Annotated in this window: 21 protein-coding genes and 15 tRNA genes; 9 read left to right on the top strand and 27 right to left on the bottom strand. The window is 44.5% G+C overall.

Translation table 11 applies throughout. The features are described 5' to 3' along the window. Positions 1-18: 18 nt before the first annotated feature. The 4 genes from corC to miaB all read right to left on the bottom strand — a co-directional run bounded on the left by corC (position 19) and on the right by miaB (position 4,199). Positions 19-909 carry a CNNM family magnesium/cobalt transport protein CorC gene (gene corC / locus L1D37_RS06245; RefSeq protein ID WP_017631907.1) on the bottom strand — a complete coding sequence of 297 codons (891 nt, stop codon included), beginning with the start codon at positions 907-909 and terminating at the stop codon, positions 19-21. A gap of 118 nt (positions 910-1,027) precedes the next feature. Then, the gene (gene ybeY / locus L1D37_RS06240) at positions 1,028-1,489 is read right to left on the bottom strand and encodes an rRNA maturation RNase YbeY (RefSeq protein WP_239847265.1); all 462 of its coding nucleotides are present in this window, start codon (positions 1,487-1,489) and stop codon (positions 1,028-1,030) included. Then, positions 1,490-2,611, bottom strand: a complete 1,122-nt coding sequence (locus L1D37_RS06235) for a PhoH family protein (protein WP_017631905.1) — start codon at positions 2,609-2,611, stop codon at positions 1,490-1,492. It lies immediately after the preceding gene. 163 nt (positions 2,612-2,774) lie between these two features. Beyond that, positions 2,775-4,199 (bottom strand): tRNA (N6-isopentenyl adenosine(37)-C2)-methylthiotransferase MiaB, encoded by a 1,425-nt coding sequence (miaB, locus tag L1D37_RS06230; protein ID WP_176681864.1) that lies wholly within the window; start codon positions 4,197-4,199, stop codon positions 2,775-2,777. Between the two features lie 307 nt (positions 4,200-4,506). On the opposite strand from miaB, the gene L1D37_RS06225 reads away from it, so the two are divergent. Beyond that, on the top strand, positions 4,507-5,682 hold the full coding sequence (locus L1D37_RS06225; RefSeq protein WP_239847263.1) for a 2-octaprenyl-3-methyl-6-methoxy-1,4-benzoquinol hydroxylase: 1,176 nt from the start codon (positions 4,507-4,509) through the stop codon (positions 5,680-5,682). Positions 5,683-5,750: 68 nt separating this feature from the next. On the opposite strand, the gene L1D37_RS06220 is transcribed toward L1D37_RS06225, so the two are convergent. The 21 genes from L1D37_RS06220 to lolB all read right to left on the bottom strand — a co-directional run bounded on the left by L1D37_RS06220 (position 5,751) and on the right by lolB (position 13,627). After that, a complete protein-coding gene (locus L1D37_RS06220; RefSeq protein ID WP_239847261.1) occupies positions 5,751-6,797 on the bottom strand; it encodes a lactonase family protein in 1,047 nt (348 codons plus the stop codon). Positions 6,798-6,954: 157 nt separating this feature from the next. Then, positions 6,955-7,039 (bottom strand) — tRNA-Leu (locus L1D37_RS06215). A 55-nt stretch (positions 7,040-7,094) separates the two neighbouring features. After that, positions 7,095-7,169 (bottom strand) — tRNA-Gln (locus L1D37_RS06210). 42 nt (positions 7,170-7,211) lie between these two features. After that, positions 7,212-7,296, bottom strand: a tRNA-Leu gene (locus tag L1D37_RS06205). Between the two features lie 58 nt (positions 7,297-7,354). Continuing rightward, positions 7,355-7,439, bottom strand: a tRNA-Leu gene (locus L1D37_RS06200). 69 nt (positions 7,440-7,508) lie between these two features. Then, positions 7,509-7,583 (bottom strand) — tRNA-Gln (locus L1D37_RS06195). A gap of 42 nt (positions 7,584-7,625) precedes the next feature. Continuing rightward, positions 7,626-7,710: transfer RNA gene (locus tag L1D37_RS06190), tRNA-Leu, on the bottom strand. Between the two features lie 55 nt (positions 7,711-7,765). Continuing rightward, a tRNA-Met gene (locus tag L1D37_RS06185) sits at positions 7,766-7,842 on the bottom strand. A 51-nt stretch (positions 7,843-7,893) separates the two neighbouring features. Next, positions 7,894-7,978, bottom strand: a tRNA-Leu gene (locus tag L1D37_RS06180). Between the two features lie 65 nt (positions 7,979-8,043). Further along, positions 8,044-8,128 (bottom strand) — tRNA-Leu (locus tag L1D37_RS06175). A gap of 69 nt (positions 8,129-8,197) precedes the next feature. Further along, positions 8,198-8,272: transfer RNA gene (locus L1D37_RS06170), tRNA-Gln, on the bottom strand. Between the two features lie 42 nt (positions 8,273-8,314). Beyond that, a tRNA-Leu gene (locus tag L1D37_RS06165) sits at positions 8,315-8,399 on the bottom strand. A gap of 71 nt (positions 8,400-8,470) precedes the next feature. Then, positions 8,471-8,547: transfer RNA gene (locus L1D37_RS06160), tRNA-Met, on the bottom strand. A gap of 77 nt (positions 8,548-8,624) precedes the next feature. Then, positions 8,625-8,699, bottom strand: a tRNA-Gln gene (locus L1D37_RS06155). Positions 8,700-8,727: 28 nt separating this feature from the next. Further along, positions 8,728-8,812, bottom strand: a tRNA-Leu gene (locus L1D37_RS06150). 65 nt (positions 8,813-8,877) lie between these two features. Continuing rightward, positions 8,878-8,954, bottom strand: a tRNA-Met gene (locus tag L1D37_RS06145). Between the two features lie 280 nt (positions 8,955-9,234). Beyond that, on the bottom strand, positions 9,235-10,326 hold the full coding sequence (gene ychF, locus L1D37_RS06140) for a redox-regulated ATPase YchF (RefSeq protein WP_017632894.1): 1,092 nt from the start codon (positions 10,324-10,326) through the stop codon (positions 9,235-9,237). Between the two features lie 10 nt (positions 10,327-10,336). After that, positions 10,337-10,927, bottom strand: a complete 591-nt coding sequence (gene pth, locus L1D37_RS06135) for an aminoacyl-tRNA hydrolase (RefSeq protein ID WP_004739815.1) — start codon at positions 10,925-10,927, stop codon at positions 10,337-10,339. 208 nt (positions 10,928-11,135) lie between these two features. Continuing rightward, positions 11,136-12,080, bottom strand: a complete 945-nt coding sequence (locus L1D37_RS06130; RefSeq protein WP_004739814.1) for a ribose-phosphate pyrophosphokinase — start codon at positions 12,078-12,080, stop codon at positions 11,136-11,138. A gap of 27 nt (positions 12,081-12,107) precedes the next feature. Next, positions 12,108-12,983, bottom strand: coding sequence for a 4-(cytidine 5'-diphospho)-2-C-methyl-D-erythritol kinase (ispE, locus tag L1D37_RS06125; protein ID WP_239847259.1), 876 nt, complete (start codon positions 12,981-12,983; stop codon positions 12,108-12,110). Continuing rightward, entirely contained in the window at positions 12,980-13,627 is a 648-nt protein-coding gene (lolB, locus tag L1D37_RS06120; RefSeq protein WP_239847257.1) for a lipoprotein insertase outer membrane protein LolB, read from the bottom strand. The genes ispE and lolB overlap by 4 nt, the downstream gene beginning before the upstream one ends. A gap of 160 nt (positions 13,628-13,787) precedes the next feature. On the opposite strand from lolB, the gene hemA reads away from it, so the two are divergent. The 8 genes from hemA to ybaK all read left to right on the top strand — a co-directional run bounded on the left by hemA (position 13,788) and on the right by ybaK (position 22,076). Beyond that, on the top strand, positions 13,788-15,047 hold the full coding sequence (hemA, locus tag L1D37_RS06115; RefSeq protein ID WP_017062312.1) for a glutamyl-tRNA reductase: 1,260 nt from the start codon (positions 13,788-13,790) through the stop codon (positions 15,045-15,047). 28 nt (positions 15,048-15,075) lie between these two features. Then, a complete protein-coding gene (gene prfA / locus L1D37_RS06110) occupies positions 15,076-16,164 on the top strand; it encodes a peptide chain release factor 1 (RefSeq protein ID WP_017632898.1) in 1,089 nt (362 codons plus the stop codon). 4 nt (positions 16,165-16,168) lie between these two features. Then, positions 16,169-17,041: a peptide chain release factor N(5)-glutamine methyltransferase gene (gene prmC / locus L1D37_RS06105; protein WP_239847255.1), complete on the top strand. Its 873-nt coding sequence runs from the start codon at positions 16,169-16,171 to the stop codon at positions 17,039-17,041. 225 nt (positions 17,042-17,266) lie between these two features. Then, positions 17,267-17,650 carry a SirB2 family protein gene (locus tag L1D37_RS06100; RefSeq protein ID WP_009848726.1) on the top strand — a complete coding sequence of 128 codons (384 nt, stop codon included), beginning with the start codon at positions 17,267-17,269 and terminating at the stop codon, positions 17,648-17,650. Between the two features lie 28 nt (positions 17,651-17,678). Next, positions 17,679-18,488, top strand: coding sequence for a SirB1 family protein (locus L1D37_RS06095; protein ID WP_017632900.1), 810 nt, complete (start codon positions 17,679-17,681; stop codon positions 18,486-18,488). Positions 18,489-18,510: 22 nt separating this feature from the next. Beyond that, positions 18,511-19,365 (top strand): 3-deoxy-8-phosphooctulonate synthase, encoded by an 855-nt coding sequence (gene kdsA / locus L1D37_RS06090; RefSeq protein ID WP_174571129.1) that lies wholly within the window; start codon positions 18,511-18,513, stop codon positions 19,363-19,365. Between the two features lie 457 nt (positions 19,366-19,822). Then, on the top strand, positions 19,823-21,484 hold the full coding sequence (gene ushA / locus L1D37_RS06085) for a bifunctional UDP-sugar hydrolase/5'-nucleotidase UshA (RefSeq protein ID WP_176681856.1): 1,662 nt from the start codon (positions 19,823-19,825) through the stop codon (positions 21,482-21,484). 118 nt (positions 21,485-21,602) lie between these two features. Further along, on the top strand, positions 21,603-22,076 hold the full coding sequence (ybaK, locus tag L1D37_RS06080) for a Cys-tRNA(Pro) deacylase (RefSeq protein WP_239847254.1): 474 nt from the start codon (positions 21,603-21,605) through the stop codon (positions 22,074-22,076). A gap of 132 nt (positions 22,077-22,208) precedes the next feature. On the opposite strand, the gene rluF is transcribed toward ybaK, so the two are convergent. Next, the gene (gene rluF, locus L1D37_RS06075) at positions 22,209-23,342 is read right to left on the bottom strand and encodes a 23S rRNA pseudouridine(2604) synthase RluF (RefSeq protein WP_239847253.1); all 1,134 of its coding nucleotides are present in this window, start codon (positions 23,340-23,342) and stop codon (positions 22,209-22,211) included. A gap of 192 nt (positions 23,343-23,534) precedes the next feature. Then, entirely contained in the window at positions 23,535-24,116 is a 582-nt protein-coding gene (gene smrA, locus L1D37_RS06070; RefSeq protein ID WP_026084095.1) for a DNA endonuclease SmrA, read from the bottom strand. Positions 24,117-24,126 lie beyond the last annotated feature (10 nt).

Genomic DNA, 24,126 nt, shown 5'->3' with positions numbered 1-24,126 from the left:
CTCTTTAGAGAGAAGTTGTTATTCTTCGATAGTCGGAAGAGGCTGTTCATCAGGAATGGTTACCTGTAGCTGAATCACACGACGGTTATCTGCAGACGTAATTTTGAAATGGTAGTTTTCGATTTCTACAATTTCGCCACGAACTGGCAGGTGACCGAGTGCTGTCATCACCATACCGCCCACTGTATCTACTTCATCATCACTAAAGGCCGTGTTAAACGTGTCGTTGAACTCTTCAATAGTAGTTAAAGCTTTAACAGAGAAAGTATGCTTACTCAGCTTACGAATATCTAACTCTTCTTCATCGTCGAACTCGTCTTCAATTTCACCAACGATTTCTTCGAGGATATCTTCAATGGTTACTAGGCCAGAGACACCGCCAAACTCATCGACAACGATAGACATGTGGTAACGCTCTTCTTGGAATTCCTTGAGTAGGCGATCAACACGCTTACTTTCAGGAACAACAACTACAGGGCGAATCACTTGTTCGATGTCAAATGGAGCACTGTCTGAACCCAAGTACTTAAGTAGGTCCTTCGCTAATAGAATGCCTTCAACATGGTCTTTATCTTCACTGATCACTGGGTAGCGAGAGTGTTGAGCATCAGTAATAAGCGCAATCAATGTATCTAAGTCATCGGTGCGTTCAACTGTAACCATTTGAGAGCGAGGCAGCATGATATCGCGTACTCGCATCTCTGAAATTTCCATAACACCTTCGAGCATGTCGCGTGTGTCGTGGTCAATTAGGTCATTAATTTCTGAGTCGCGGATTACATCTACGAGCTCTTGGCGGTCTTTTACCTCGCCTTGAAATAGTTGGCCTAGGCGTTCAAAGAAGGACTTTCTACTCGGACCTTCAGATTTTTTACTTCCCTCAGAAGTGGGGGGGTTACCTTCGTTCATGATTTCTCAAAAAATAACGCTATCAGAAGTGTGATAGCACACATCACAACTCAGATTCCTGAAAATAGCAGGTTCGATGAGTCGTTGTTTCTCTGCAAACTACTTACCTAGAATCAATTTACTTTTCTAGAATATAAGGGTCTTCAAACCCCATAGCTTGCATGATTTCTGTCTCGAGTGACTCCATCTCTTCAGCTTCATCATCTTCGATATGATCATAACCTAGCAGATGCAGACTGCCATGTACAACCATATGAGCCCAGTGTGCTAGCAGAGGCTTATTTTGCTCTACTGCTTCTTTTTCGACAACTTGGCGGCAAATAATGAGGTCGCCCAGAAGATCTAATTCGATCCCTGGAGGAGCTTCGAATGGAAAAGACAGCACGTTAGTTGGCTTATCTTTACCACGGTATTCATGATTGAGCTGGTGGCTTTCTTCCGTATCAACGATACGAACCGTCAACTCGGCGTTCTCTTGAAACTGAGGAATTGTCTTGTCTAACCAAAGCTGAATATCTTGCTCGGTTGGAAGACCTTGCTCATTTTCGACCGCAATTTGCAGGTCTAGTTCAATAGACATCTATTTATCACCTTGTTCTGTAATCTCAGAACTATTTTGTGTTGCTAATTGTGTCGTAACTGTTTGCTGAGCCTCAAGAAGTTTGGCTTCGCGTTCTTCACGTTTACGCTTCTCAAACTCTTTACGCTCTTTCTGGTCTTTTGCTTCCCATTTCTCGTAGGCGTTAACGATACGAGCAACAACAGGGTGACGAACGACGTCTTCAGACATGAAGAAGTTAAAGCTGATGTCATCGACTTCACTCAGCACTTCAGTTGCATGACGTAGACCAGACTTCGCGCCACGAGGTAAATCGATTTGTGTAATGTCACCTGTGATAACTGCACGTGAGTTAAAACCGATACGGGTTAAGAACATTTTCATCTGTTCTACCGTGGTGTTTTGGCTCTCATCCAGAATGATAAATGCATCATTCAGAGTACGGCCACGCATGTAAGCCAGTGGAGCGACTTCAATCACGTTACGCTCAATCAGCTTTTCAACACGTTCAAAACCGAGCATCTCAAAAAGTGCATCGTAAAGTGGACGTAAATATGGGTCGACTTTCTGGCTCAAATCACCAGGAAGGAAACCTAACTTCTCACCCGCTTCAACAGCAGGACGAGTCAGTAGAATACGGCGAACCTCTTGGCGTTCGAGTGCATCGACAGCCGCCGCAACCGCTAGGTACGTTTTACCTGTACCTGCAGGGCCAATACCAAAAGTGATGTCATGGGTGACCATGTTCATTAGGTATTGTGCTTGGTTCGGAGTACGTGGCTTAATCACGCCTTTTTTAGTCTTAATTGTGACTTCTTTGCCGTAGTCAATTTCAGACTCGACGTGTTGCTCCAAAATACCAGACTCAGTGACCGCTAAGTGCACTTGCTCTGGTTCAATATCGATAATGTTGCCTTTAACTGGAGCCGTTTCAACATAGAGGTGTTTGATGATGTCTAAAGCAGCGGCTGTTGTGTGAGGCTTACCAACGATAGTGAAGAAGTTGCTTCGGTAATTTATCTCAACGCCAAGACGACGCTCAAGGTGCTTGATGTTGTCGTCGAATGGTCCGCATAAGCTCGCCAAGCGCTTATTGTCGGCTGGCTCTAGATTTATCTCTAAGGTAACGATTTTATTGCTCAAATTAGCCTCTCATTTTGTGCCACTCGCTCTTAAATAAAACAAAGAGCAAAAAGCCCGATTTAGACCGGGCTTCTGATGGTGATATCCCTATTTCTAAGATGGTCACTTAGTTAGGTAATTTCAAGCTTTGTGTTTGCGCTTTGTGCTCAAACAGTTGTATTGCCTATGGCGTAAATGTCGCTACACCTAGCTCGTCTTCGCGTTTTGTATTCGCCATCATTTGAGTCGGCGAGATCACGCTGCGAAGATCCATGTCTTTCTCAGTACGTACTACTTCACCACGGAGTGAGTTAGCAAATACTTCTGTGATTTTCACATCTACGAACTGGCCGATAAGGTCAGCAGAACCTTCAAAGTTCACTACGCGGCTGTTTTCAGTACGAGCACGAAGTTCCATTAGGTTCTTCTTCGATGGACCTTCAACCAATACGCGTTGCTCTGTACCAAGCATTAGGCGAGAGTAGCGCATTGCTTGTGTGTTCACGGTTTGCTGTAGTTCGTATAGACGATCTTTCTTCTCTTGCTCTGGCACGTCACATGGGTAATCCGCAGCAGGCGTACCCGGGCGAGGAGAGAAGATAAAGCTGAAGCTCATATCGAAATCAACGTCTTTGATCAGTTTCATCGTGTCTTGGAAATCTTGGTTCGATTCGCCAGGGAAACCAACGATAAAGTCAGAGCTGATTTGAATGTCTGGACGCGCTTTACGTAGCTTACGAATAATCGACTTGTACTCGATTGCTGTGTGAGGACGCTTCATCATAGTAAGAATACGGTCACTACCACTTTGTACTGGCAGGTGAAGGAAGCTCACTAGCTCTGGTGTGTCTTCGTAAACTGCGATGATGTCATCACCAAACTCAAGCGGGTGGCTTGTTGTGAAACGAATACGGTCGATACCATCGATAGAAGCCACAAGGCGAAGCAGTTCTGCGAATGAACAGATATCACCTTCGTGAGTTGGACCACGGTACGCGTTTACGTTTTGACCCAGCAGGTTAACTTCACGTACACCTTGCTCTGCAAGTTGAGCTACTTCGAACAGTACATCGTCCATTGGGCGGCTAACTTCTTCACCACGCGTGTAAGGTACAACGCAGTAAGTACAGTATTTAGAACAGCCTTCCATGATAGAAACGAATGCCGTTGCACCTTCAGCGCGTGGTTCAGGCAGGCTATCGAACTTTTCGATCTCAGGGAAAGAGATGTCCATCACTGGCGCGTCATTAGATAGAGAAGATTTAATCATCTCAGGAAGACGGTGCAGTGTTTGAGGGCCAAAGATAACGTCTACGTATGGTGCACGTTGACGAATGTGATCGCCTTCTTGAGTCGCTACACAGCCACCCACACCGATCACCACGCCTTCTTTCTTATCTTTTAGCGTTTTCCAACGACCAAGCTGGTGGAATACTTTCTCTTGCGCTTTTTCGCGGATAGAACAAGTATTCAGTAGTAGTACATCTGCTTCCTCAGGTACTTCAGTTAGCTCATAGCCATTAGCAGCGTTAAGCAGGTCGGCCATTTTTGATGAATCGTATTCGTTCATCTGACAGCCCCAAGTTTTAATTAGCAGTTTCTTACTCATTTTTTGTTCGCTCGATCGTTAGTTTAATTTAAGGGAGCAAATCGCCCAGTATTCATCTGCGAGAACCATTTGTCACAAATAGGTATTCATTTTATGACTGGCTCTAGCAGCAAGCGGCGTATTGTACTGGTTTCAAAACCGACTGACTAGTAGTCTGATAAAATCTCTTATGTAGTGGTTTTTATTATCGTTAACGCTAGACACAGCAAGGGATAACCCTTTTTTCAAATAAGGTTTTTGGTTACAAGTTAGTTATGAAAAAGTACAATCAAAATCAGTCAAAGAATCAAACTGATAAGTACAAAATATGAACAGTTACGATATTGTGGTCGTCGGCGGCGGCATGGTTGGTGCGGCAACAGCGATTGGTTTTGCAAAGCAAGGTCTGAGTGTTGCCGTGATCGAAGGGTTTGCGCCTCAAGCTTTTGATGAGTCGCAAACGATGGATATTCGTGTTTCCGCTATTTCTCAAACATCGGTCGATTTACTTGAAGATCTTGGCGCATGGCAACACATAGAAGCGATGCGAGTATGCTCTTATAAGCGCTTAGAGACGTGGGAACACCCAGAATGTCGTACTCGGTTTGATGCCGCGTCACTAGATTTGCCTCGTTTAGGCTACATTGTTGAAAACCGACTCATTCAATTGGGTTTATGGTCTCAGTTTGATGCTTATGACAATTTAGAACTGTTGTGCCCTGAAAAATTGGATTCTATTGAGTTTGGCGAAACTAATATCGTTAAGCTTCAATCTGGTGCTGAGTTATCGGCTAAATGGGTGATTGGTGCTGATGGCGCTAACTCCGCGGTTAGACAGCAAGCTGGCATTGGTATTACGGCTTGGGATTACCGACAGCACTGCATGCTTATCAATGTGGAAACTGAGCTCCCTCAACAAGATATTACTTGGCAACAATTTCTACCAAGTGGCCCGCGTTCGTTTCTTCCTCTGTGTTCTGTCGTTTCAGAAGGGAAAGAAGTCGGGCAGGGTTCATTGGTTTGGTATGACTCGCCATCTCGCATCAAGCAACTGTCGGCAATGAGCCCAGACAAGCTACGCAATGAAGTACTTGCTAACTTTCCTGCGGAACTGGGAGGCATCAAAGTCCTCAACTCTGGTTCGTTCCCCCTTACTCGACGTCATGCGCAATCTTACGCTAAGAACAACTGCATTCTGGTTGGCGACTCGGCCCACACGATCAACCCATTAGCAGGGCAGGGCGTAAACTTGGGTTTTAAAGATGTTGCCGCTTTATTGGATGTGACCAAAGAGAAAGGTGAGCTGAATCAATCTGTCGCAAGGCGTTATGAGGTGATGAGAAGAGGTGACAACCTAGTGATGCAAAGCGGTATGGATTTCTTCTATAAAACATTCAGTAATGATATTGGCCCACTGAAATTTGTGCGTAATGCTGCGCTTAAGCTTGCAGAGAACTCAGGGCCGATTAAAACTCAAGTATTGAAATACGCCTTGGGTCTTTAATTGAGCGTTTCAGGCTGCTTATAAAGAGAAGGAGAGCGAATGCTCTCCTTTTTTGTACCCGATGATCACTATCGCTGTTGCGTCACACAAACAGGCGCATCTAGCTCCAACGAGTAGCCTGTGTAGACCAGAGAACCATCCTCAATATTTCGTTTGAATGACGTGATGTTATTGGAGTGCTGGTTTGCGGCGATAAGCCATTGCCCGCAGTCGGTAATATGAAAATCACGAGGAAAATTACCTTCAGTACTATAGCTATCAATAAAAATAGGCATTTTGGTGGTCGGTTCGATTTTGAAGCTACTGATCCTTGATTGGTGTCTACAAGACACATAAAGGAATTGTTCATCCGGTGATAGTTTGATTGCTGCCGTTGCTTCGCCTTTCTCAGTATTGGGAAGAGTATCCATTTCCTCCACAATGCTCCAGACACCTAAAACCTTTTCTAACATAAGTATCGTTTCAGATAACTCACAGATCACATAGGCCTTATCTTCTGCCTTATTGAAGATTAAATGACGAGGTCCATTACCAACTGGAGCTTTTATGGATTGCATTGGTTCGTCTAGAAACTCTTCCTGTTCTTCATCAAAGCAGTAAAAGTTGATTCTATCGGCGCCAAGATCGACGGTGACAAATTGTGGTGAGTTTTGTAAGAACAGACACTGATGAGCATGTGGCCCTGTTTGTCGTTCTTTGTTTGGACCAGAACCGACCATTTTGATTGTTTTGAGTCGTTTATCGATATTGCCGTTGATACTTAAACTAAAGATATCGAATGTGCCTGATGAGTATTGCGACGTAATAGCAAACTTATGGCTAGGATCTATGGTGATATGACAAGGATGATCGCCAGAGATAGCCCCTGAGTTACTAGCGGTCTTTGAGCTAGCATTCGCGATATGAATCAACTGTGGCTGTTTGGGTTGGTCAACTTCAGAAGCCGTGTAGATGCCGAGTTGTGTCGCTACGACAAAAGATGGATTGGTACATTCAGCAACGAGTTCTAACGGTGATAGCTTTCCGTTATCTAAATCTAATTGAGTCTGATACACGCCTTGGCTTTTACTGGGAGTATCTGTGTAGCAACCAATCGTTAAAGGCAGGGTTTTCATAGGGCAGTCATACTCAATTAGAAAATGGAGCAGATATTGTCTTATAAAAAAGTTATGAAGTGATTAGGTAAGAGAAAATACTTGGTGACCTAGATAGCAGATTTACATATTCCAGATAAAACAAAACCCAGCTAAAAAGCTGGGTTTCATTCAATGATGGTGCGGTCGGAGAGACTTGAACTCTCACACCTCTCGGCGCCAGAACCTAAATCTGGTGCGTCTACCAATTCCGCCACGACCGCAGCAAATCTTTATAGTCATACTGAATATTGGTGATTCAATATAACGTTGTAATAGTGGCTGGGCTACCTGGATTCGAACCAGGGAATGCCGGCATCAAAAGCCGGTGCCTTACCGCTTGGCGATAGCCCAACAATGAATGGTCATCTACTAAAAGAAACGCATTCTAAATAATGGTGCGGTCGGAGAGACTTGAACTCTCACACCTCTCGGCGCCAGAACCTAAATCTGGTGCGTCTACCAATTCCGCCACGACCGCAGCAAATCTTTATAGTCATATCGAATATNCTATTTGTTCTCTAATGAAAGAGAAATAATGGTGCGGTCGGAGAGACTTGAACTCTCACACCTCTCGGCGCCAGAACCTAAATCTGGTGCGTCTACCAATTCCGCCACGACCGCAGCAAAGCTTTTACTCTAGCGAAGAGTATAGTTAAGAAGACTTATGGTTTGTCTAAGTAACGTTGTATGTGGCTGGGCTACCTGGATTCGAACCAGGGAATGCCGGCATCAAAAGCCGGTGCCTTACCGCTTGGCGATAGCCCAACAATGAATGGTCATCTAMTRAAAGAAACGCATTCTAAATAATGGTGCGGTCGGAGAGACTTGAACTCTCACACCTCTCGGCGCCAGAACCTAAATCTGGTGCGTCTACCAATTCCGCCACGACCGCAGCAAATCTTTATAGTCATATCGAATATTGGTGATTCAATAAGACGYTGTATAARTGGTGGCTACTGCGGGATTTGAACCTGCGACCCCATCATTATGAGTGATGTGCTCTAACCAACTGAGCTAAGTAGCCRATAATAAATCTAATAGATTCACTATTTGTTCTCTAATGAAAGAGAAATAATGGTGCGGTCGGAGAGACTTGAACTCTCACACCTCTCGGCGCCAGAACCTAAATCTGGTGCGTCTACCAATTCCGCCACGACCGCAGCAAAGCTTTTACTCTAGCGAAGAGTATAGTTAANCTATTTGTTCTCTAATGAAAGAGAAATAATGGTGCGGTCGGAGAGACTTGAACTCTCACACCTCTCGGCGCCAGAACCTAAATCTGGTGCGTCTACCAATTCCGCCACGACCGCAGCAAAGCTTTTACTCTAGCGAAGAGTATAGTTAARAAGACTTATGGTTTGTCTAAGTAACGTTGTATGTGGCTGGGCTACCTGGATTCGAACCAGGGAATGCCGGCATCAAAAGCCGGTGCCTTACCGCTTGGCGATAGCCCAACAATGAATGGTCATCTACTAAAAGAAACACATTCTAAATAATGGTGCGGTCGGAGAGACTTGAACTCTCACACCTCTCGGCGCCAGAACCTAAATCTGGTGCGTCTACCAATTCCGCCACGACCGCAGCAAATCTTTTGGTCATACTGAATATTGGTGATTCAATACAACGTTGTCTTTTCTTTCTCGAAGAAAGAATGGTGGCTACTGCGGGATTTGAACCTGCGACCCCATCATTATGAGTGATGTGCTCTAACCAACTGAGCTAAGTAGCCATCTGAGAGCGAGACAATATAATATAATCTTGCTTTCAATGCCATTATCTTTTTAAAGATAATTACACTTTAAATTGTGGCTGGGCTACCTGGATTCGAACCAGGGAATGCCGGCATCAAAAGCCGGTGCCTTACCGCTTGGCGATAGCCCAACAATGATGTCTTAAAGACATCTCAATATGGTGCGGTCGGAGAGACTTGAACTCTCACACCTCTCGGCGCCAGAACCTAAATCTGGTGCGTCTACCAATTCCGCCACGACCGCGTTATTTCCTAAAAACTCTTTGTTACTAAAGACAAACTTTAATATCAAATAGAGTGCTTAGGAAATGGTGGCTACTGCGGGATTTGAACCTGCGACCCCATCATTATGAGTGATGTGCTCTAACCAACTGAGCTAAGTAGCCATTTCCATATTGTCGCTCATTTTGAAACGTTGCCGCTTCGCTGTGAACGGGGCGCATTATGCGGAGTTGAGTGAAACCCGTCAACTTTTTTTTTGAATAAATCGCGAATAAACATCTGTTCGGTTTCTTTTTAGGCAAAGAGGCGTATTTGTCGGCAAAAAACAGGTCAAAAAGGCGATATATATAGGAAGTTAACTTTCTGATGCAGGACTATTTCGAAAGGGTAAAAACAAAAAGGCCAGTGAATTCACTGGCCTTTTATTTGATGTTAAATCAACAATTATACGTTGAAACGGAAGTGAACAACGTCGCCATCTTTTACGATGTATTCTTTGCCTTCAAGACGCCATTTACCTGCATCTTTTGCGCCACTCTCACCGTTAAATTCGATGAAGTGATCAAAACCAACAACTTCAGCTCGGATGAAGCCTTTTTCGAAGTCAGTATGGATCTTACCAGCAGCTTGTGGCGCTGTTGCACCTACAGGAATTGTCCATGCGCGAACTTCTTTAACGCCAGCTGTGAAGTAAGTTTGAAGAGTCAGTAGTTCGTATCCAGAGCGGATCACTCGGTTAAGACCTGGTTCTTCGATACCCATGTCTGCTAGGAACTCTTCGCGATCTTCGTCATCAAGCTCAGAAAGCTCAGATTCGATAGCCGCACAAACAGCAACAACAACGTTGTTTTCTTTTTCTGCGTATTCACGAACAGCGTCTAGGTAAGGGTTGTTTTCAAAACCATCTTCAGCAACGTTTGCGATGTACATCGTTGGTTTCAGCGTTAGGAAGTTTAGGTAGCCGATTGCTGCCGCTTCTTCTTTGCCTAGTTCAACAGTACGCGCCATACCGCCTTCAGTAAGAACTGGTAGTAGCTTTTCTAGTACTGTGATTTCGAACTTAGCGTCTTTGTCGCCGCCTTTTGCTTTCTTAGCGTTACGTTGAATTGCACGTTCACAGCTGTCTAAGTCAGCCAGCGCAAGTTCAAGGTTGATCACTTCGATATCTTCGATTGGAGATACTTTGCCAGAAACGTGAACGATGTTTTCATTTTCAAAGCAGCGTACAACGTGACCGATAGCGTCAGTTTCACGGATGTTAGCTAGGAATTTGTTACCAAGACCTTCACCTTTAGATGCGCCAGCAACTAGGCCTGCGATATCTACGAATTCCATTGTTGTTGGAAGGATCTTCTGTGGATTAACAATTTTTGCTAATGCATCTAAGCGTAGATCTGGAACCGGAACGATACCTGTGTTTGGTTCGATCGTACAAAATGGAAAGTTTGCTGCTTCGATGCCTGCTTTAGTCAGTGCGTTAAACAGAGTTGACTTACCAACGTTTGGTAGACCAACGATGCCACATTTAAAACCCATGATATAAACCTTATTCTGCTTTGAACGTATGTAAGCGATTTTGTGCTTTTGGTAGGCCATCTTTTAATAAGATGTCTAGGCTGCGAACCGATTCGTCAACGACGGCCTCGATACACTCTTGCTCTTTTTGTGGAGCTTTGCCTAATACATAACCTGCAACTTTATCTTTGTGTCCTGGATGGCCAATGCCTAATCTAAGACGATAGAATTCTTTATTGTTACCCTGTTTGCTGATGATGTCTTTCAGACCGTTGTGTCCGCCGTGACCACCACCTTTTTTAAACTTTCCAATACCAGGAGGTAGGTCTAACTCATCGTGAGCGACCATGATCTCTTCTGGTTTAATTTGGTAGAACTTTGCCAGGGCTGCAACTGCTTTGCCTGATAAGTTCATAAAAGTCGTTGGGATCAGCAAACGAAGATCTTCACCATGAACCATGATACGACCCGTAAGGCCAAAGAACTTTGGTTCGTTCTTTAGTGTCACGTTGTGTACACGTGCTAATTCTTCAACTACCCAAGCACCCGCATTGTGGCGAGTTTTGGCGTATTCTGGACCTGGATTAGCCAGTCCAACGAGAAGTTTTATTTGTTGGCTCAAGGTATGGATCTCTCTTGGGATTTCAAAAAGCGCCGTATGATATCACAGTTTATGAAAAAGGTGCGAGCTAGCTGATAGCAACACGATTATTCCTGATTGCGATAAATAGCAGTGCGATATCACTCAGACATAAAAAAAGCACTTCATTGAATGAAGTGCTTAATGTCTTTCCCTAACGTGTTTCTAAAACAAAGCTATGAAGCGTTGATTAGTTGAACATCGCTGAGATTGATTCTTCGTTGCTGATACGACGAATCGCTTCAGCAAGCATGCGAGAAAGGCTAAGTGTTGTTACTTTACCTGTCGCAGCCATCTCTGGAGATAGAGAGATAGAATCCGTTACGATAACTTGGTCAAGAACTGAGTTCTTGATGTTGTTCGCAGCAGTACCAGAGAAAACAGCGTGAGTTGCGTAAGCGAATACACGCTTAGCACCGCGCTCTTTAAGCGCTTCAGCTGCTTTACATAGTGTGCCACCCGTATCGATCATGTCATCAACGATAACACAGTCACGGCCTTCAACATCACCGATTAGGTTCATTACTTCAGAAACGTTAGCACGTGGACGACGCTTATCAACGATAGCGATGTCTACATCACCTAGCGCTTTAGCAGTAGCACGAGCACGTACAACACCGCCAAGGTCTGGAGAAACCACAACTGGGTTTTCTAGACCACGGTTCGCCATGTCTTCTAGAAGAACTGGAGTGCCGAAGATGTTATCAACAGGTACATCGAAGAAGCCTTGGATTTGCTCTGCGTGTAGGTCGATAGTAAGAACGCGGTCAACGCCAACGTTAGAAAGGAAATCTGCAACAACTTTTGCAGTAATTGGCACACGAGCAGAACGTACACGACGATCTTGACGGGCATAACCGAAGTAAGGGATTACAGCAGTAATACGGCCAGCAGAAGCACGGCGCATTGCGTCAATCATTACCACCAATTCCATTAGGTTGTCATTGGTTGGTGCACAAGTTGATTGAATCAGGAATACATCGCTACCACGAACGTTTTCATTGATTTGAACAGCGACTTCGCCATCAGAAAAACGGTCTACAGTAGCATCGCCAAGAGAGATGTATAGACGATCAGCAATACGTTGGGCTAGTTCAGGTGTTGCGTTACCAGCAAATAGCTTCATATCAGGCACGGTGGAAACCTCGGGTTGCGTCCAGTTTTAAATAGATTGTGGGTGGGCTGAGTGGTATTCAGCCAAAGTTTCTTTTAAAGGAGAAATGTTTCGTCCTTTCGCTACAAAAGCGGAAACTGTGTCAGGCAGTTGTTCCAACACCAATTCGGCTTCTTTTTTGCTGCTAAATTCAGCAAAAACGCATGAACCAGTGCCAGTCAATCTCGACGGCGCGTATTGTAGCAGCCATGAAAGTTGCTTATCAACCTCTGGGTACAGCATTCGCACAATTTTTTCGCAATCGTTTACGTATTCTTGCTCTAGAAGCGTTGATAGCGCTCGCTTCGGCGTATTTCGAGTTAATTCTGAATGTGTGAATATGTCTACAGTTGCTATGCTCACTTGAGGCTTAACAACGAGATACCATTTTTCATCCGGATTAGCGGGTTGAAGCTGTTCTCCAACGCCTTCTGCAAAGGCGGCATGGCCTCGAACGAACACAGGAACGTCAGCGCCAAGTTTCAATCCGATCTCTGCGAGCTGATCATCCGATAGCTTGAGTTGCCATAGATAGTTCAGTGCGACCAACACGGTTGCGGCATTTGAAGAACCTCCACCAATACCACCTCCCATTGGAAGGACTTTCTTAAGCTTAATATCGGCACCGAAAGAGGTCGATGTATATTGTTGAAGGGCGGTCGCGGCTTTCCAAATCAGGTTGTCTTCGGTCGCAACGCCTGGGATTTCCGGTGTGATGGTTATTGAGTTCGTTTCTGAGTTTGCGGTAACCGTTAGTTCATCGCCAAAATCAACAAACTGAAACAAAGTTTGAAGCTCGTGATAGCCGTTGTCACGTCGACCTGTGATGTAAAGAAATAGATTCAGTTTAGCCGGAGAAGGCCAATGCGTTGGCGTTGTTATCATTTTTTCAGTGTCCACTTCGAAACTACAATGTTGATTTTGTTATCGTCTTGCTTGAATGACAATCGAGTAGGGAGGGGGATGCTTTCTACATTTGTGTTGTCTTCATCTGATAGCTGCTTACTAGGCATCTCTGTATTTCGATAATTAGCGAAGTTCAGTGTCCATAGCTGGCTGCTGACTTGTTTGGTTAGAGACTCAAGCGTGTTGGATGTATTTAGTTGGTAGCTGTCAGCTTGGTCTGGAATGCCAAGGAACCATTGGGGCAGGTGATCAATAGGGATCTGCAAACCTGTCAGTTGCTCAACCAATACAGAGGCACTTGCGTGAGTAAATACTTGGTCGTCATAGGTCACCACTTTGGCACCCGACGGATCTATAGTCAGGTTTAATGCGGTTTGACCGAGAAACGTAGTGAGCCTCAATTGACTTTGATTTGGTGAATGCTTCCAAATGAAATTTAGGCTTTGGCGCTGCTCTGGAGAAATGTAGGCGAGCTTGCCCGAGGCTTGGTAGTTTTCTATCTGTAGAAGTCGGTTTTGGTGACTTTGCCACTCAACACTGGTCGGTTGTTCAGGCATAGACGAGCAACCCACCATAATTATGGTCATAAAAATAAGAGACGTGATTCTACGAAGTTTGCTCATATTTGCTCACAACTTGTTCAAATTTATCTAAAAAACGCTTCAACTATAGCATTGAATTCACGAACTCAGGAAAACAAATCCCGCTTGCTCTTTAAATAGAGCCATGCATCAAGTAAAATTCGCCCCTTGTTTCCATTCCCTGATCGAGAACTTCTGATACATGTCTTTGCTTGCCGTAGGTATCAATCACAATACAGCGTCGGTTGAATTGCGAGAAAAAGTCGCTTTTGGTCCAGATAAATTATCTGAGGCACTCAAGCAACTTAACGCGAATGCACACGTGAATGGAAGTGTCATACTTTCTACCTGTAATCGAACTGAAGTGTATTGCGACGTTAAAGGCGTGGCTAAAAACAAACTCATTGATTGGTTGTCGGTTTTCCATCAAGTTAGCCCAGAAGAACTAAAGCCAAGCCTTTATATCCATGAAGAGCAAGCCGCGATTAAACACTTAATGCGCGTTGCTTGTGGTTTGGACTCCTTAGTCTTGGGTGAACCGCAGATCTTAGGTCAGGTGAAGCAAGCGTATACGGACTCGCGAGAGAACAAATCCGTTGACGCTTCAATGGAAAAGCTATTCCAGAAATCATTTTCTGTTGCGAAGCGTGTTCGAACTGAAACTGAAATTGGCGGAAGCGCGGTTTCTGTTGCTTACGCAGCCTGTACCTTAGCCAAGCATATTTTTGAATCCATAGCAGATTCAACCGTGTTACTGGTGGGCGCGGGTGAAACCATTGAACTGGTGGCCAAGCACCTTTCGGCGAATGGCTGTACAAAAATGATTGTGGCGAACCGAACTCGAGAGCGTGCTTTAGGGCTGGCTGAAGAGTTTGGTGCTGAAGTGATCAGTTTGAATGAGATCCCTGATCATCTTCATCGAGCGGATATCGTGATCAGCTCAACCGCAAGCCCGTTGCCTATTATCGGTAAGGGTATGGTTGAGACTGCACTGAAAACAAGAAAGCATCAGCCTATGCTATTGGTTGATATTGCCGTTCCTCGTGATGTTGAATCACAGGTTGGCGATCTGAACGATGCCTACCTTTATTCGGTTGATGACTTGCAGTCGATTGTTGATGGCAATATCGAACAACGCAAAGTAGAAGCGATTCAAGCTGAAGCGATCGTCAGTGAAGAAAGTGCCGCGTTCATGAGTTGGATGCGCTCACTGCAAGCGGTAGACAGTATTCGAGATTACCGTAAATCGGCTAACGAAATCCGCGAAGAATTATTAAGTAAAAGTTTACAATCACTTGCCGCTGGCGGTGACCCTGAAAAAGTTTTACTCGAGCTCAGCAATAAGCTCACAAACAAATTGATCCATGCTCCAACGCGCGCACTTCAAAGTGCAGCTGAGCAAGGAGAACCTGCAAAATTAATGGTCATTAGACAGAGTTTGGGCTTAGAAAACCCTCAATAATATTAGACCTCCAACAAGATAAGACATTATGAAAGCCTCGATTCTAGTAAAGCTTGAAACACTTGTTGAACGCTATGAAGAAGTTCAACATCTACTTGGTGATCCAGATGTAATCGGGAATCAAGACAAATTCCGTGCACTTTCAAAAGAGTACTCTCAACTTGAAGAAGTGACAGCTTGCTTCCAGTCATACCAGCAAGCGAAAGAAGATCTAGAAGCTGCTGAAGAGATGGCAAACGAAGACGACGCAGAAATGCGTGAAATGGCTCAAGATGAAATCAAAGATGCGAAAGCAGCGATTGAGCGTCTGACTGATGAGTTACAGATTCTTCTTATTCCAAAAGATCCAAACGATGAGCGTAACTGTTTCCTAGAAATCCGCGCAGGCGCGGGTGGTGATGAAGCAGGTATCTTTGCTGGTAACCTTTTCCGTATGTACTCTAAGTTTGCAGAGAAGAAAGGCTGGCGCGTTGAAGTAATGAGCAGCAATGACTCAGAACAAGGCGGCTACAAAGAGATGATCGCTAAGATCAGTGGCGACAGTGTTTATGGCACAATGAAGTTTGAATCAGGTGGTCACCGTGTTCAACGTGTACCTGAGACAGAATCTCAAGGCCGTGTTCACACATCTGCATGTACTGTTGCTGTTATGCCTGAGATCCCAGAAGCCGATCTTCCAGAAATCAAAGCAGGCGATCTTAAGATTGATACCTTCCGTGCATCAGGCGCGGGTGGTCAGCACGTTAACACCACGGATTCAGCAATCCGTATTACTCACTTACCAACAGGTACAGTAGTAGAGTGTCAAGACGAGCGTTCTCAGCATAAAAACAAAGCGAAAGCGATGGCAGTTCTTGCGGCTCGTATCGTTCAAGCTGAAGAAGAGCGTCGTGCGGCAGCAATCTCTGACACACGTCGCAACCTACTAGGTTCTGGTGACCGTAGTGACCGTATCCGTACCTACAACTACCCACAAGGCCGTGTTTCTGACCACCGCATCAACTTAACTATTTACCGTCTGAACGAAGTTCTGGAAGGTGATATGCAAAGTCTGCTTGATCCCGTTCTACAAGAACACCAAGCTGACCAACTTGCAGCATTGGCAGAAAATAACTAACGATATGCAGTCTGCTTATACGGTTGAAAGTGCATTAAAAGCAGCAATCGTGCAGCTCCAAGAGGGCGATAACACATCGCCCTCGATTGATGCTGCGGTACTGCTATGTCACGCCTTAGACAAACCAAGATCTTACCTACTTACTTGGCCTGAGAAGCATCTCACCTCAGAACAAGAATCTGAATTCAATATCCTACTAAAACGTCGTTTAACCGGTGAGCCAGTGGCTTACATTGTTGGTGAGCGTGAGTTTTGGTCATTGCCGCTAAAAGTTTCGCCTTCTACTTTAATCCCTCGTCCAGACACTGAACGTTTGGTTGAAGTGGCTTTGGATAAAACCTATGGCAAACAAGGTGCGATTCTAGATTTAGGTACTGGCACTGGTGCGATCGCATTAGCGTTTGCGTCTGAAATGCCAAACCGCCCTGTGACGGGTATTGATCTGCGTCCTGAAGCTCAAGAGCTTGCGACAGAAAATGCGAAGCGCTTAAACATCACCAACGCTACGTTTTTACATGGCAGTTGGTTTGATCCTTTAAGCGAGCTAGCTTCTGATGGCAACGATACCAAGTTCTCTTTAATTGTCTCTAACCCACCTTATATTGAGAAAGATGACCCTCACTTATCTCAAGGGGATGTGCGTTTTGAGCCAATTACTGCATTGGTTGCGGAAGAGAAAGGACTGGCTGACATTCGTTACATTTCTGAAAATGCACGTGCCTTTTTGGAAAATGAAGGCTGGTTGGCATTTGAACACGGCTACGACCAAGGTTTGGCGGTACGTGAGATCATGCAGGCGCTCGGTTATCTCGATGTTGTCACAGAGAAAGATTACGGTGGTAATGACCGAGTGACATTGGGTCGTTACTGTTCATAGGTAGTAACTGTTCATAGATACTAGCTGTCCATCGGCTGCGGTTAATCATCTTGTGAGCAATAGATGATGAACTTGCTAAATTTATACCTTTAACTCGACAATACATTTCACTCGATAATGCAATTAACGTAGAAATACAGAGAATTAACGCAGAAATACAGAGCATTAACGGGTATTGTGTGGCTCGTGTTAACGAAAGCACATATAAAAATATAAAGGAATACCATGTACGAAGGTTTAAAACATTTTCACTTACTAACGATTGCGATAAGCGCACTGCTGCTTTCGATTCGTTTCGCTCTTATGATGGCTAACTCTCCGAAGCTTAAGCATCCTTTCTTGCAGCGTTTTCCTCATATCAATGACTCGTTGCTACTGCTATCGGGTATTGGTTTGATTTTTATCACTGGCTTTATTCCATTTACACCTGCAGCACCATGGTTAACCGAAAAACTAACCTGTGTTATGGCTTACATCGCATTGGGTTTCTTTGCGCTTAAGTTAGGTAAGAACAAGCTATTGAGAGTTTTCTCTTTCTTCGGTGCGCTTGGCTGGTTAGCAATGGCAGGCAAAATCGCAATGACGAAGACACCAACATTTTTCGGTTAATTATCTCCTTATTTTCGGTTAACTATCTATGTACGAATTTTTTGATGAAGACTTTGACCAGCTAGAATTAGCTGAAGGTGCATTGATCTTAAATAAAGCGATTAACCCAGAAACTCAAGACAGTTGGGCTGAGCAAGAGCTGGCAAGATTGTTTAAAGAAGCTGAATTTGCTTTGGTTCATGAAACCGACGAACAGCAGAAGTTTGAGTCCTTTATTCGACTATTCTTCTATGAGTGGGGCTTCGCTGGCGATAAAGATGCGTACTTCTCTTCAGAAAACGCATTCATTGATAAAGTGCTTGAGAGAAAGAAAGGCATTCCAGTAAGCCTTGGCGCGATCTTTCTTTTTCTCGGTCGCAAGCTAGGCTTTCCTGTAGAAGGTGTCTCTTTCCCGACTCAGTTCTTGCTTAAAGTGAGTTGGTACGGTCAAGCTGCTGTCTATATCAACCCTTACAACGGCGAGTATGTTGGCGAGCAAACCTTGCGTGCATGGCTGATTGGACATGATGGTCCATTAGCTAAGCTTAAAGCGGAGCATTTAGAAGTGGCCGACCACCCAACCATTATTGGTAAGTGGCTAGCATTGCTTAAGAGCGCACTGCTAAGAGAAGAGCGTTATACGCTTGCGTTGAAATGTACTGACCTTGCATTAACGTTTGTACCGGATGACCCGTATGAAATCCGCGATCGTGGCTTTATCTATCAACAGCTAGATTGCCACCAAGTAGCAGCAACGGATTATCAATACTTTATCGACCAATGCCCAGATGACCCTGCATCTGAGTTACTGAAATCTCAAGTGAACGTCATGAACGAAAAGACAGTGGTCGTTCACTAATTAATAATTATTTAGAGAGAATATGATGGAACAGAAAACAGTTCATATTGGCGACATGCCAATTGCTAACGACAAGCCATTTACGCTATTTGCAGGCATGAACGTTCTTGAATCTCGCGATCTAGCAATGCAGATCTGTGAGCACTACGTAAAAGTAACAGAAAAGCTGGGTATCCCTTATGTATTTAAGGCGTCTTTCGATAAAGCGAACCGCAGCTCTGTTCACTCGTACCGTGGTCCAGGTATGGAAGAAGGTCTTAAAATCTTCCAAGAGCTAAAAGACACATTCGGCGTGAAGATCATCACTGATGTTCACACTGAAGCACAAGCTCAGCCAGTTGCAGATGTCGTTGATGTTATCCAGCTTCCAGCATTTCTAGCTCGTCAAACTGACCTAGTTGAAGCGATGGCGAAGACTGGCGCTGTAATCAACGTGAAGAAGCCTCAGTTCATGAGCCCGAACCAAGTTGGCAACATCGTTGATAAGTTTGCTGAGTGTGGCAACGACAAGATCATCCTATGTGAGCGTGGCGCTTGTATGGGATACGACAACCTTGTTGTGGACATGCTTGGCTTTGGCGTGATGAAGAAATCTTCAAACGGTAGCCCAATCATTTTCGACGTGACGCACTCTCTACAAATGCGCGACCCTTCAGGTGCTGCATCTGGCGGTCGTCGTGAGCAAACGGTTGAACTTGCGAAAGCGGGTCTTGCAACTGGTATTGCGGGTCTGTTTATCGAAGCTCACCCGAACCCTGACCAAGCTCGTTGTGACGGTCCATCTGCACTGCCTCTAGATAAACTAGAGCCGTTCTTGAAGCAGATGAAAGCACTTGATGACCTTATCAAAGGCTTCGAGCACATCGATATCAAATAATCGAATTACACAGAATGAAAAGCCGGCATAAGTGCCGGCTTTTTTGTACCTATTACGAAGTAAGTTACCGTTGTTTCGACATGTTCAAACCAAGCTAATGCATATTTTGAAATGTTATAACGTATCATTTAAGGCTTTGAATAATAAAATAAATTTAACGAGGATCACTTAATTACGGCGTTGGATTGAGTAAATCACAAATAATCTAAAAAATTATGAAAACGTTTGCCTGTGATCACTTATTTGCTCAAATGCAACTTTGCCGCTTTGTTACACACTCGATAGCGGATTAAGGTGATCTATCCTACATAAATATGAAATCACTCTGTTAGGTTTACTGTCTTAATTTAAACTACTTCAAGTTTTACCATTCTCTAACGATGTTTCTTAAGTAGACATTGGCTAAATGAGAGAGGTTGAAGCAGTGGATTCCCCTAAAAAGTTCAAAGGTATGACAATGAAGCAACGCCTTATTCTAAAGACAGCACTAAGTGCTGCAATCCTAGCTACTTTAGCTGGTTGTGCGTCTCAATCGACCCATGATTGGAACCAAGACGAAACTTACAAGCTAACTATTCTTCACACTAACGACAACCATGGTCGTTTCTGGCAGAACAAATACGGCGAATACGGCATGTCTGCGCGTAAAACGCTCATTGATCAACTTCGTGCGGAAGTTGAAGCAGAAGGCGGTAGCGTGTTGCTTCTATCTGGCGGTGACATCAACACAGGTGTGCCAGAGTCAGATCTTCAGGATGCTGAACCTGATTTCAAAGGTATGAATAAGATTGGTTACGATGCCATGGCATTGGGTAACCATGAGTTTGATAACTCACTAGACGTATTACAAAAGCAGATCGACTGGGCTAACTTCCCAATGCTGTCTGCGAACATCTACGATAAAGCGACAGGCGAACGCAAGTTCCAAGCTTACGAGATGTTCGAAAAGCAAGGCATCAAGATTGCGGTTATTGGTTTAACAACTGAAGATACTCAAAAGATTGGTAACCCTGAGTTCATCGCTGGTATCGACTTCCGTGACCCTAAAGAAGAAGCGAAGCAACTGATCGCTGAACTTCAAGAAACAGAAAAACCAGATCTTATCTTCGCAGTGACTCACATGGGCCACTACGAAAATGGTCAGCGTGGCGTTAACGCACCGGGTGATGTGGCATTAGCACGTTACCTAGATGAAGGTGACCTAGACATGATCGTTGGTGGTCACTCGCAAGAGCCTGTATGTATGGAAGGCCCTAACGTTGCGAAGAAAAACTTCAAGCCGGGTGATGAGTGTAAGCCTGATCTTCAAAACGGTACTTACATCGTTCAAGCTCACGAGTGGGGCAAATATGTAGGCCGTGCTGACTACGAATTCCGTAATGGCGAGCTAGAGATGGTGAGCTACAATCTTGTTCCAGTTAACCTTAAGAAAAAAGTTAAGATTGACGGCAAGAAACAGCGTGTCTTTATTCAAGATGAAATCGCACAAGACCCAGAACTACTTGAGTTCCTACGTCCTTTCCAAGAGCAAGGCCAAGCACAGCTAGAAGTTCAAATTGCTGAAACTAATGGCAAGCTTGAAGGTGACCGTAACGTTGTTCGTTTCCAACAGACTAACCTAGGTCGTTTAATTGCGACTTCTCACATGGAGCGCGCAAAAGCAGACTTCGCTGTGATGAACTCGGGTGGTGTACGTGATTCAATTGAAGCCGGTGATGTAACCTACAAAGACGTACTAACAGTACAACCTTTTGCAAACATCCTGACTTACACCGACATGACGGGTAAAGAAGTTCTAGATTACCTAAATGTAGTTGCAACTAAACCAATCGATTCTGGTGCTTACGCACAATTCGCTGGTATCTCAATGACAGTAGCGAACGGTGAAGTATCTAACGTATTCATCGGTGGCAAGCAACTTCGTTTAGACGAAACATACCGCTTCACAGTACCAAGCTTCAACGCTGCTGGTGGTGACGGTTACCCTAAACTGTCTGACCACCCTGGTTACGTAAACACTGGCTTTGTTGATGCAGAAGTACTGAAAGAGTACCTAGAAGCAAACAGCCCAGTAGACGTGAACAAGTACGCACCTTCTGGTCAAATGGTGTACAAGTAATTGAACCCAATAAATTTAATCACTAGGTGCTGAATTAGATTGACTCTAGCACCATGATAAATTTAACTAAAGCGACGCCTCGGCGTCGCTTTTTGTTTATCTATCGTTTGGATTTGTTATGACCCCAGCAATCAATCTCGCCAAGAAAAAGAAAATCGCTCATAGCGTTCATCAGTATCATCACGATGCCAACAATACGAATTATGGTTTGGAAGCAGTTGAAGCGCTTGGTCAGGATCCTAAACGTGTGTTCAAAACGCTTTTGTTCTGTTTGAACGGTGTAGCTAAAGACTTGGCTGTGGCGGTTATCCCTGTGGACCAAAAGCTAAACCTAAAGCTTGCAGCAAAAGCGGCGAAAGGCAAAAAAGCGGAGATGGCTAACCCTGATATCGCACAGAAAACCACGGGTTATGTTGTTGGTGGAATCAGTCCGCTTGGTCAAAAGAAAGCATTGCCTACCTTTGTACATTCCACTGCGAAGGATTTTGAAACGATATGTGTGAGTGCAGGAAAGAGGGGCTTGGAAATCGAGCTAGCTCCAAAGGACTTAGCCTTGCTTACCCGAGCTCAATTTACTGATTTGTGTTTGTAACAGACGGGCGATAATAAAAGCCATTAATCTGTCGAGCTAAATACCGTCTTCGTACCTAGTTTTGACTTAGCCAACAACAAAAAACGCCCACTAAGATAACCTAGCGGGCGTTTCTGTATTAGAGAGTAAATATTACTTCTTAAGACCTAAGGTACCACCAACGCGCTTAGGTGCTGGTTTGTTTGGTCTGTTTGAGTCTTGGCTACGGTTTGCTGGTTTACCGCTTCTACGATCGTTATTGTCGCGATTTGTACGATTACGATCCGAGCTGTTTCTATCTGAATTAGAACGCTCTGAGCGAGAGTTCGATTTCCAGTTCTCGGTATTGCCGCCGCTTTCATTATTCGATGAGTTACGACCACGCTTTGAATTAGGCGCATGACGGAATTCATCGGCATTGTTACCGCGGTAGGTGCGAGTACGGTTCTCTTTTTGGTTACGGCGAGCTGTTGAAGTTTGGTTCTCTTCACGGCTATCAAAAAGTTTAGCGTCCGTCGCTTTGCGAATACGTTGGCCTTTCGCGTTCATTTTTGACGCATCTTCAGTACTTACTGAACCTTCACACATCGCTAAGATTTCAGTGATCTCTTCGTCGCTCAGGTAGCGCCATTTACCATTTGGAATACCATCTAAAGATATGTTCATGATACGTACACGGCGAAGTTTGAATACTTCATAACCAAGTGCTTCACACATACGACGGATTTGGCGGTTAAGGCCTTGCGTTAGTGTGATTCGGAAAGAGAACTTGGTCTCTTTCTCTACTTTACATGGCAAAGTCACCGTATCCAGAATAGGAACACCCGCTGCCATTTTCTGTAAGAACTCACCCGTAATCGGCTTGTCGACACGAACCACGTACTCTTTTTCGTGGTTGTTACCCGCACGAAGAATCTTGTTTACGATGTCGCCATCATTGGTCAGGAAGATAAGACCGTCAGACGGTTTATCAAGGCGGCCAATTGGGAAAATACGCTTGTGGTGACCAATAAAGTCAACGATGTTGCCAGGAATATCTCGCTCAGTGGTACAAGTAATACCGGTCGGCTTATTCAGGGCGATGTAGATAGGCTTTTCTTTCGAACGAACGGGCTTGTTGTCGATCTCAACGTCATCACCTGGCATTACTTTCGTACCCATCTCTGGGATTTTACCATTGATAGTAACTCGGCCAGCATCAATGAGTTTGTCGGCTTCGCGGCGTGAGCAAAAACCAGTTTCACTGATGTACTTATTAAGGCGTTTAGCTTGGGATTCTTGTGACATGATATTCTCTTAGCGTTTCACAACGGAAATTTAGATAAACAAAAAGCAACTACAGGGCAGTTGCTTTTACGTTTGAATTCGTTAACTGACGACAATTTTAGCACCTAGTGTCTACTTCGGCACTAAATATCTATTGTCCAGTAAATTGAAGTGACAATGAGCGTGTCGTCGAGGCTATCAATACAACTTGTACTAACTTGATCGCTTCTGGTGTCGCTCTCTGTTTTCGAGTTTTTTGTCATTACTCTTTCTCAACATGACGTAGACTGCGCCGGTTCCACCATGAAATTGCTGCGCCGAATGCACACACTGGACATCGTTAATTTGAGTCAACCAGTTGGCGACATAGCTTTTCATCATCGCTGGTGGATTCGAACGTTCACCTTTGCCATGAACAATGATGACGGTACGAACATCCATCCTTAGACATTGACGCAAAAATGAAAGCACTTCATTACGTGCGTCTTTGAGTGTTTTTCTATGCAGATCCAGCTTGGCTTGAATAGGGTACTTACCTAGACGTAGCTTTTTGTATACGCCTTCCTGAACGCCATCTTTCTTATAGGCGATAACATCATCTGGCTTCACCATCGGAGAGTAGTCGAGCGAGAGGTAATCTTTCTCGTCATCAGACAGCCACATTGCGGCTTCACGTTTGGCTAGGTGAGATTCCGTTACGCGGTGTACTTTCTGGTGTTCAGCGGTGTCATGGTCGATACGTTTCACATCGCCCATCATTTCTTGGAATAGGTCTAAATCGTCATCATGAGACATAGTGTGCATC

This window comes from Vibrio sp. Isolate33 (assembly GCF_022397895.1).
In the GTDB taxonomy this organism is placed as follows: Bacteria; Pseudomonadota; Gammaproteobacteria; order Enterobacterales; family Vibrionaceae; genus Vibrio; species Vibrio pomeroyi.
Note: the sequence above shows the minus strand (reverse complement) of the source record. Positions and strands in the feature narration are given on the sequence as shown.

What these genes read in the sequence shown, in the direction of transcription:
- corC (WP_017631907.1), bottom strand. Translation starts at nt 909, where the DNA reads ATGAACGAAGGTAACCCCCCCACTTCTGAGGGAAGTAAAAAATCTGAA.
- ybeY (WP_239847265.1), bottom strand. Translation starts at nt 1,489, where the DNA reads ATGTCTATTGAACTAGACCTGCAAATTGCGGTCGAAAATGAGCAAGGT.
- miaB (WP_176681864.1), bottom strand. Translation starts at nt 4,199, where the DNA reads ATGAGTAAGAAACTGCTAATTAAAACTTGGGGCTGTCAGATGAACGAA.
- L1D37_RS06225 (WP_239847263.1), top strand. Translation starts at nt 4,507, where the DNA reads ATGAACAGTTACGATATTGTGGTCGTCGGCGGCGGCATGGTTGGTGCG.
- L1D37_RS06220 (WP_239847261.1), bottom strand. Translation starts at nt 6,797, where the DNA reads ATGAAAACCCTGCCTTTAACGATTGGTTGCTACACAGATACTCCCAGT.
- ychF (WP_017632894.1), bottom strand. Translation starts at nt 10,326, where the DNA reads ATGGGTTTTAAATGTGGCATCGTTGGTCTACCAAACGTTGGTAAGTCA.
- ispE (WP_239847259.1), bottom strand. Translation starts at nt 12,983, where the DNA reads ATGATAACAACGCCAACGCATTGGCCTTCTCCGGCTAAACTGAATCTA.
- lolB (WP_239847257.1), bottom strand. Translation starts at nt 13,627, where the DNA reads ATGAGCAAACTTCGTAGAATCACGTCTCTTATTTTTATGACCATAATT.
- hemA (WP_017062312.1), top strand. Translation starts at nt 13,788, where the DNA reads ATGTCTTTGCTTGCCGTAGGTATCAATCACAATACAGCGTCGGTTGAA.
- prfA (WP_017632898.1), top strand. Translation starts at nt 15,076, where the DNA reads ATGAAAGCCTCGATTCTAGTAAAGCTTGAAACACTTGTTGAACGCTAT.
- prmC (WP_239847255.1), top strand. Translation starts at nt 16,169, where the DNA reads ATGCAGTCTGCTTATACGGTTGAAAGTGCATTAAAAGCAGCAATCGTG.
- L1D37_RS06100 (WP_009848726.1), top strand. Translation starts at nt 17,267, where the DNA reads ATGTACGAAGGTTTAAAACATTTTCACTTACTAACGATTGCGATAAGC.
- L1D37_RS06095 (WP_017632900.1), top strand. Translation starts at nt 17,679, where the DNA reads ATGTACGAATTTTTTGATGAAGACTTTGACCAGCTAGAATTAGCTGAA.
- kdsA (WP_174571129.1), top strand. Translation starts at nt 18,511, where the DNA reads ATGATGGAACAGAAAACAGTTCATATTGGCGACATGCCAATTGCTAAC.
- ushA (WP_176681856.1), top strand. Translation starts at nt 19,823, where the DNA reads ATGAAGCAACGCCTTATTCTAAAGACAGCACTAAGTGCTGCAATCCTA.
- ybaK (WP_239847254.1), top strand. Translation starts at nt 21,603, where the DNA reads ATGACCCCAGCAATCAATCTCGCCAAGAAAAAGAAAATCGCTCATAGC.
- rluF (WP_239847253.1), bottom strand. Translation starts at nt 23,342, where the DNA reads ATGTCACAAGAATCCCAAGCTAAACGCCTTAATAAGTACATCAGTGAA.
- smrA (WP_026084095.1), bottom strand. Translation starts at nt 24,116, where the DNA reads ATGTCTCATGATGACGATTTAGACCTATTCCAAGAAATGATGGGCGAT.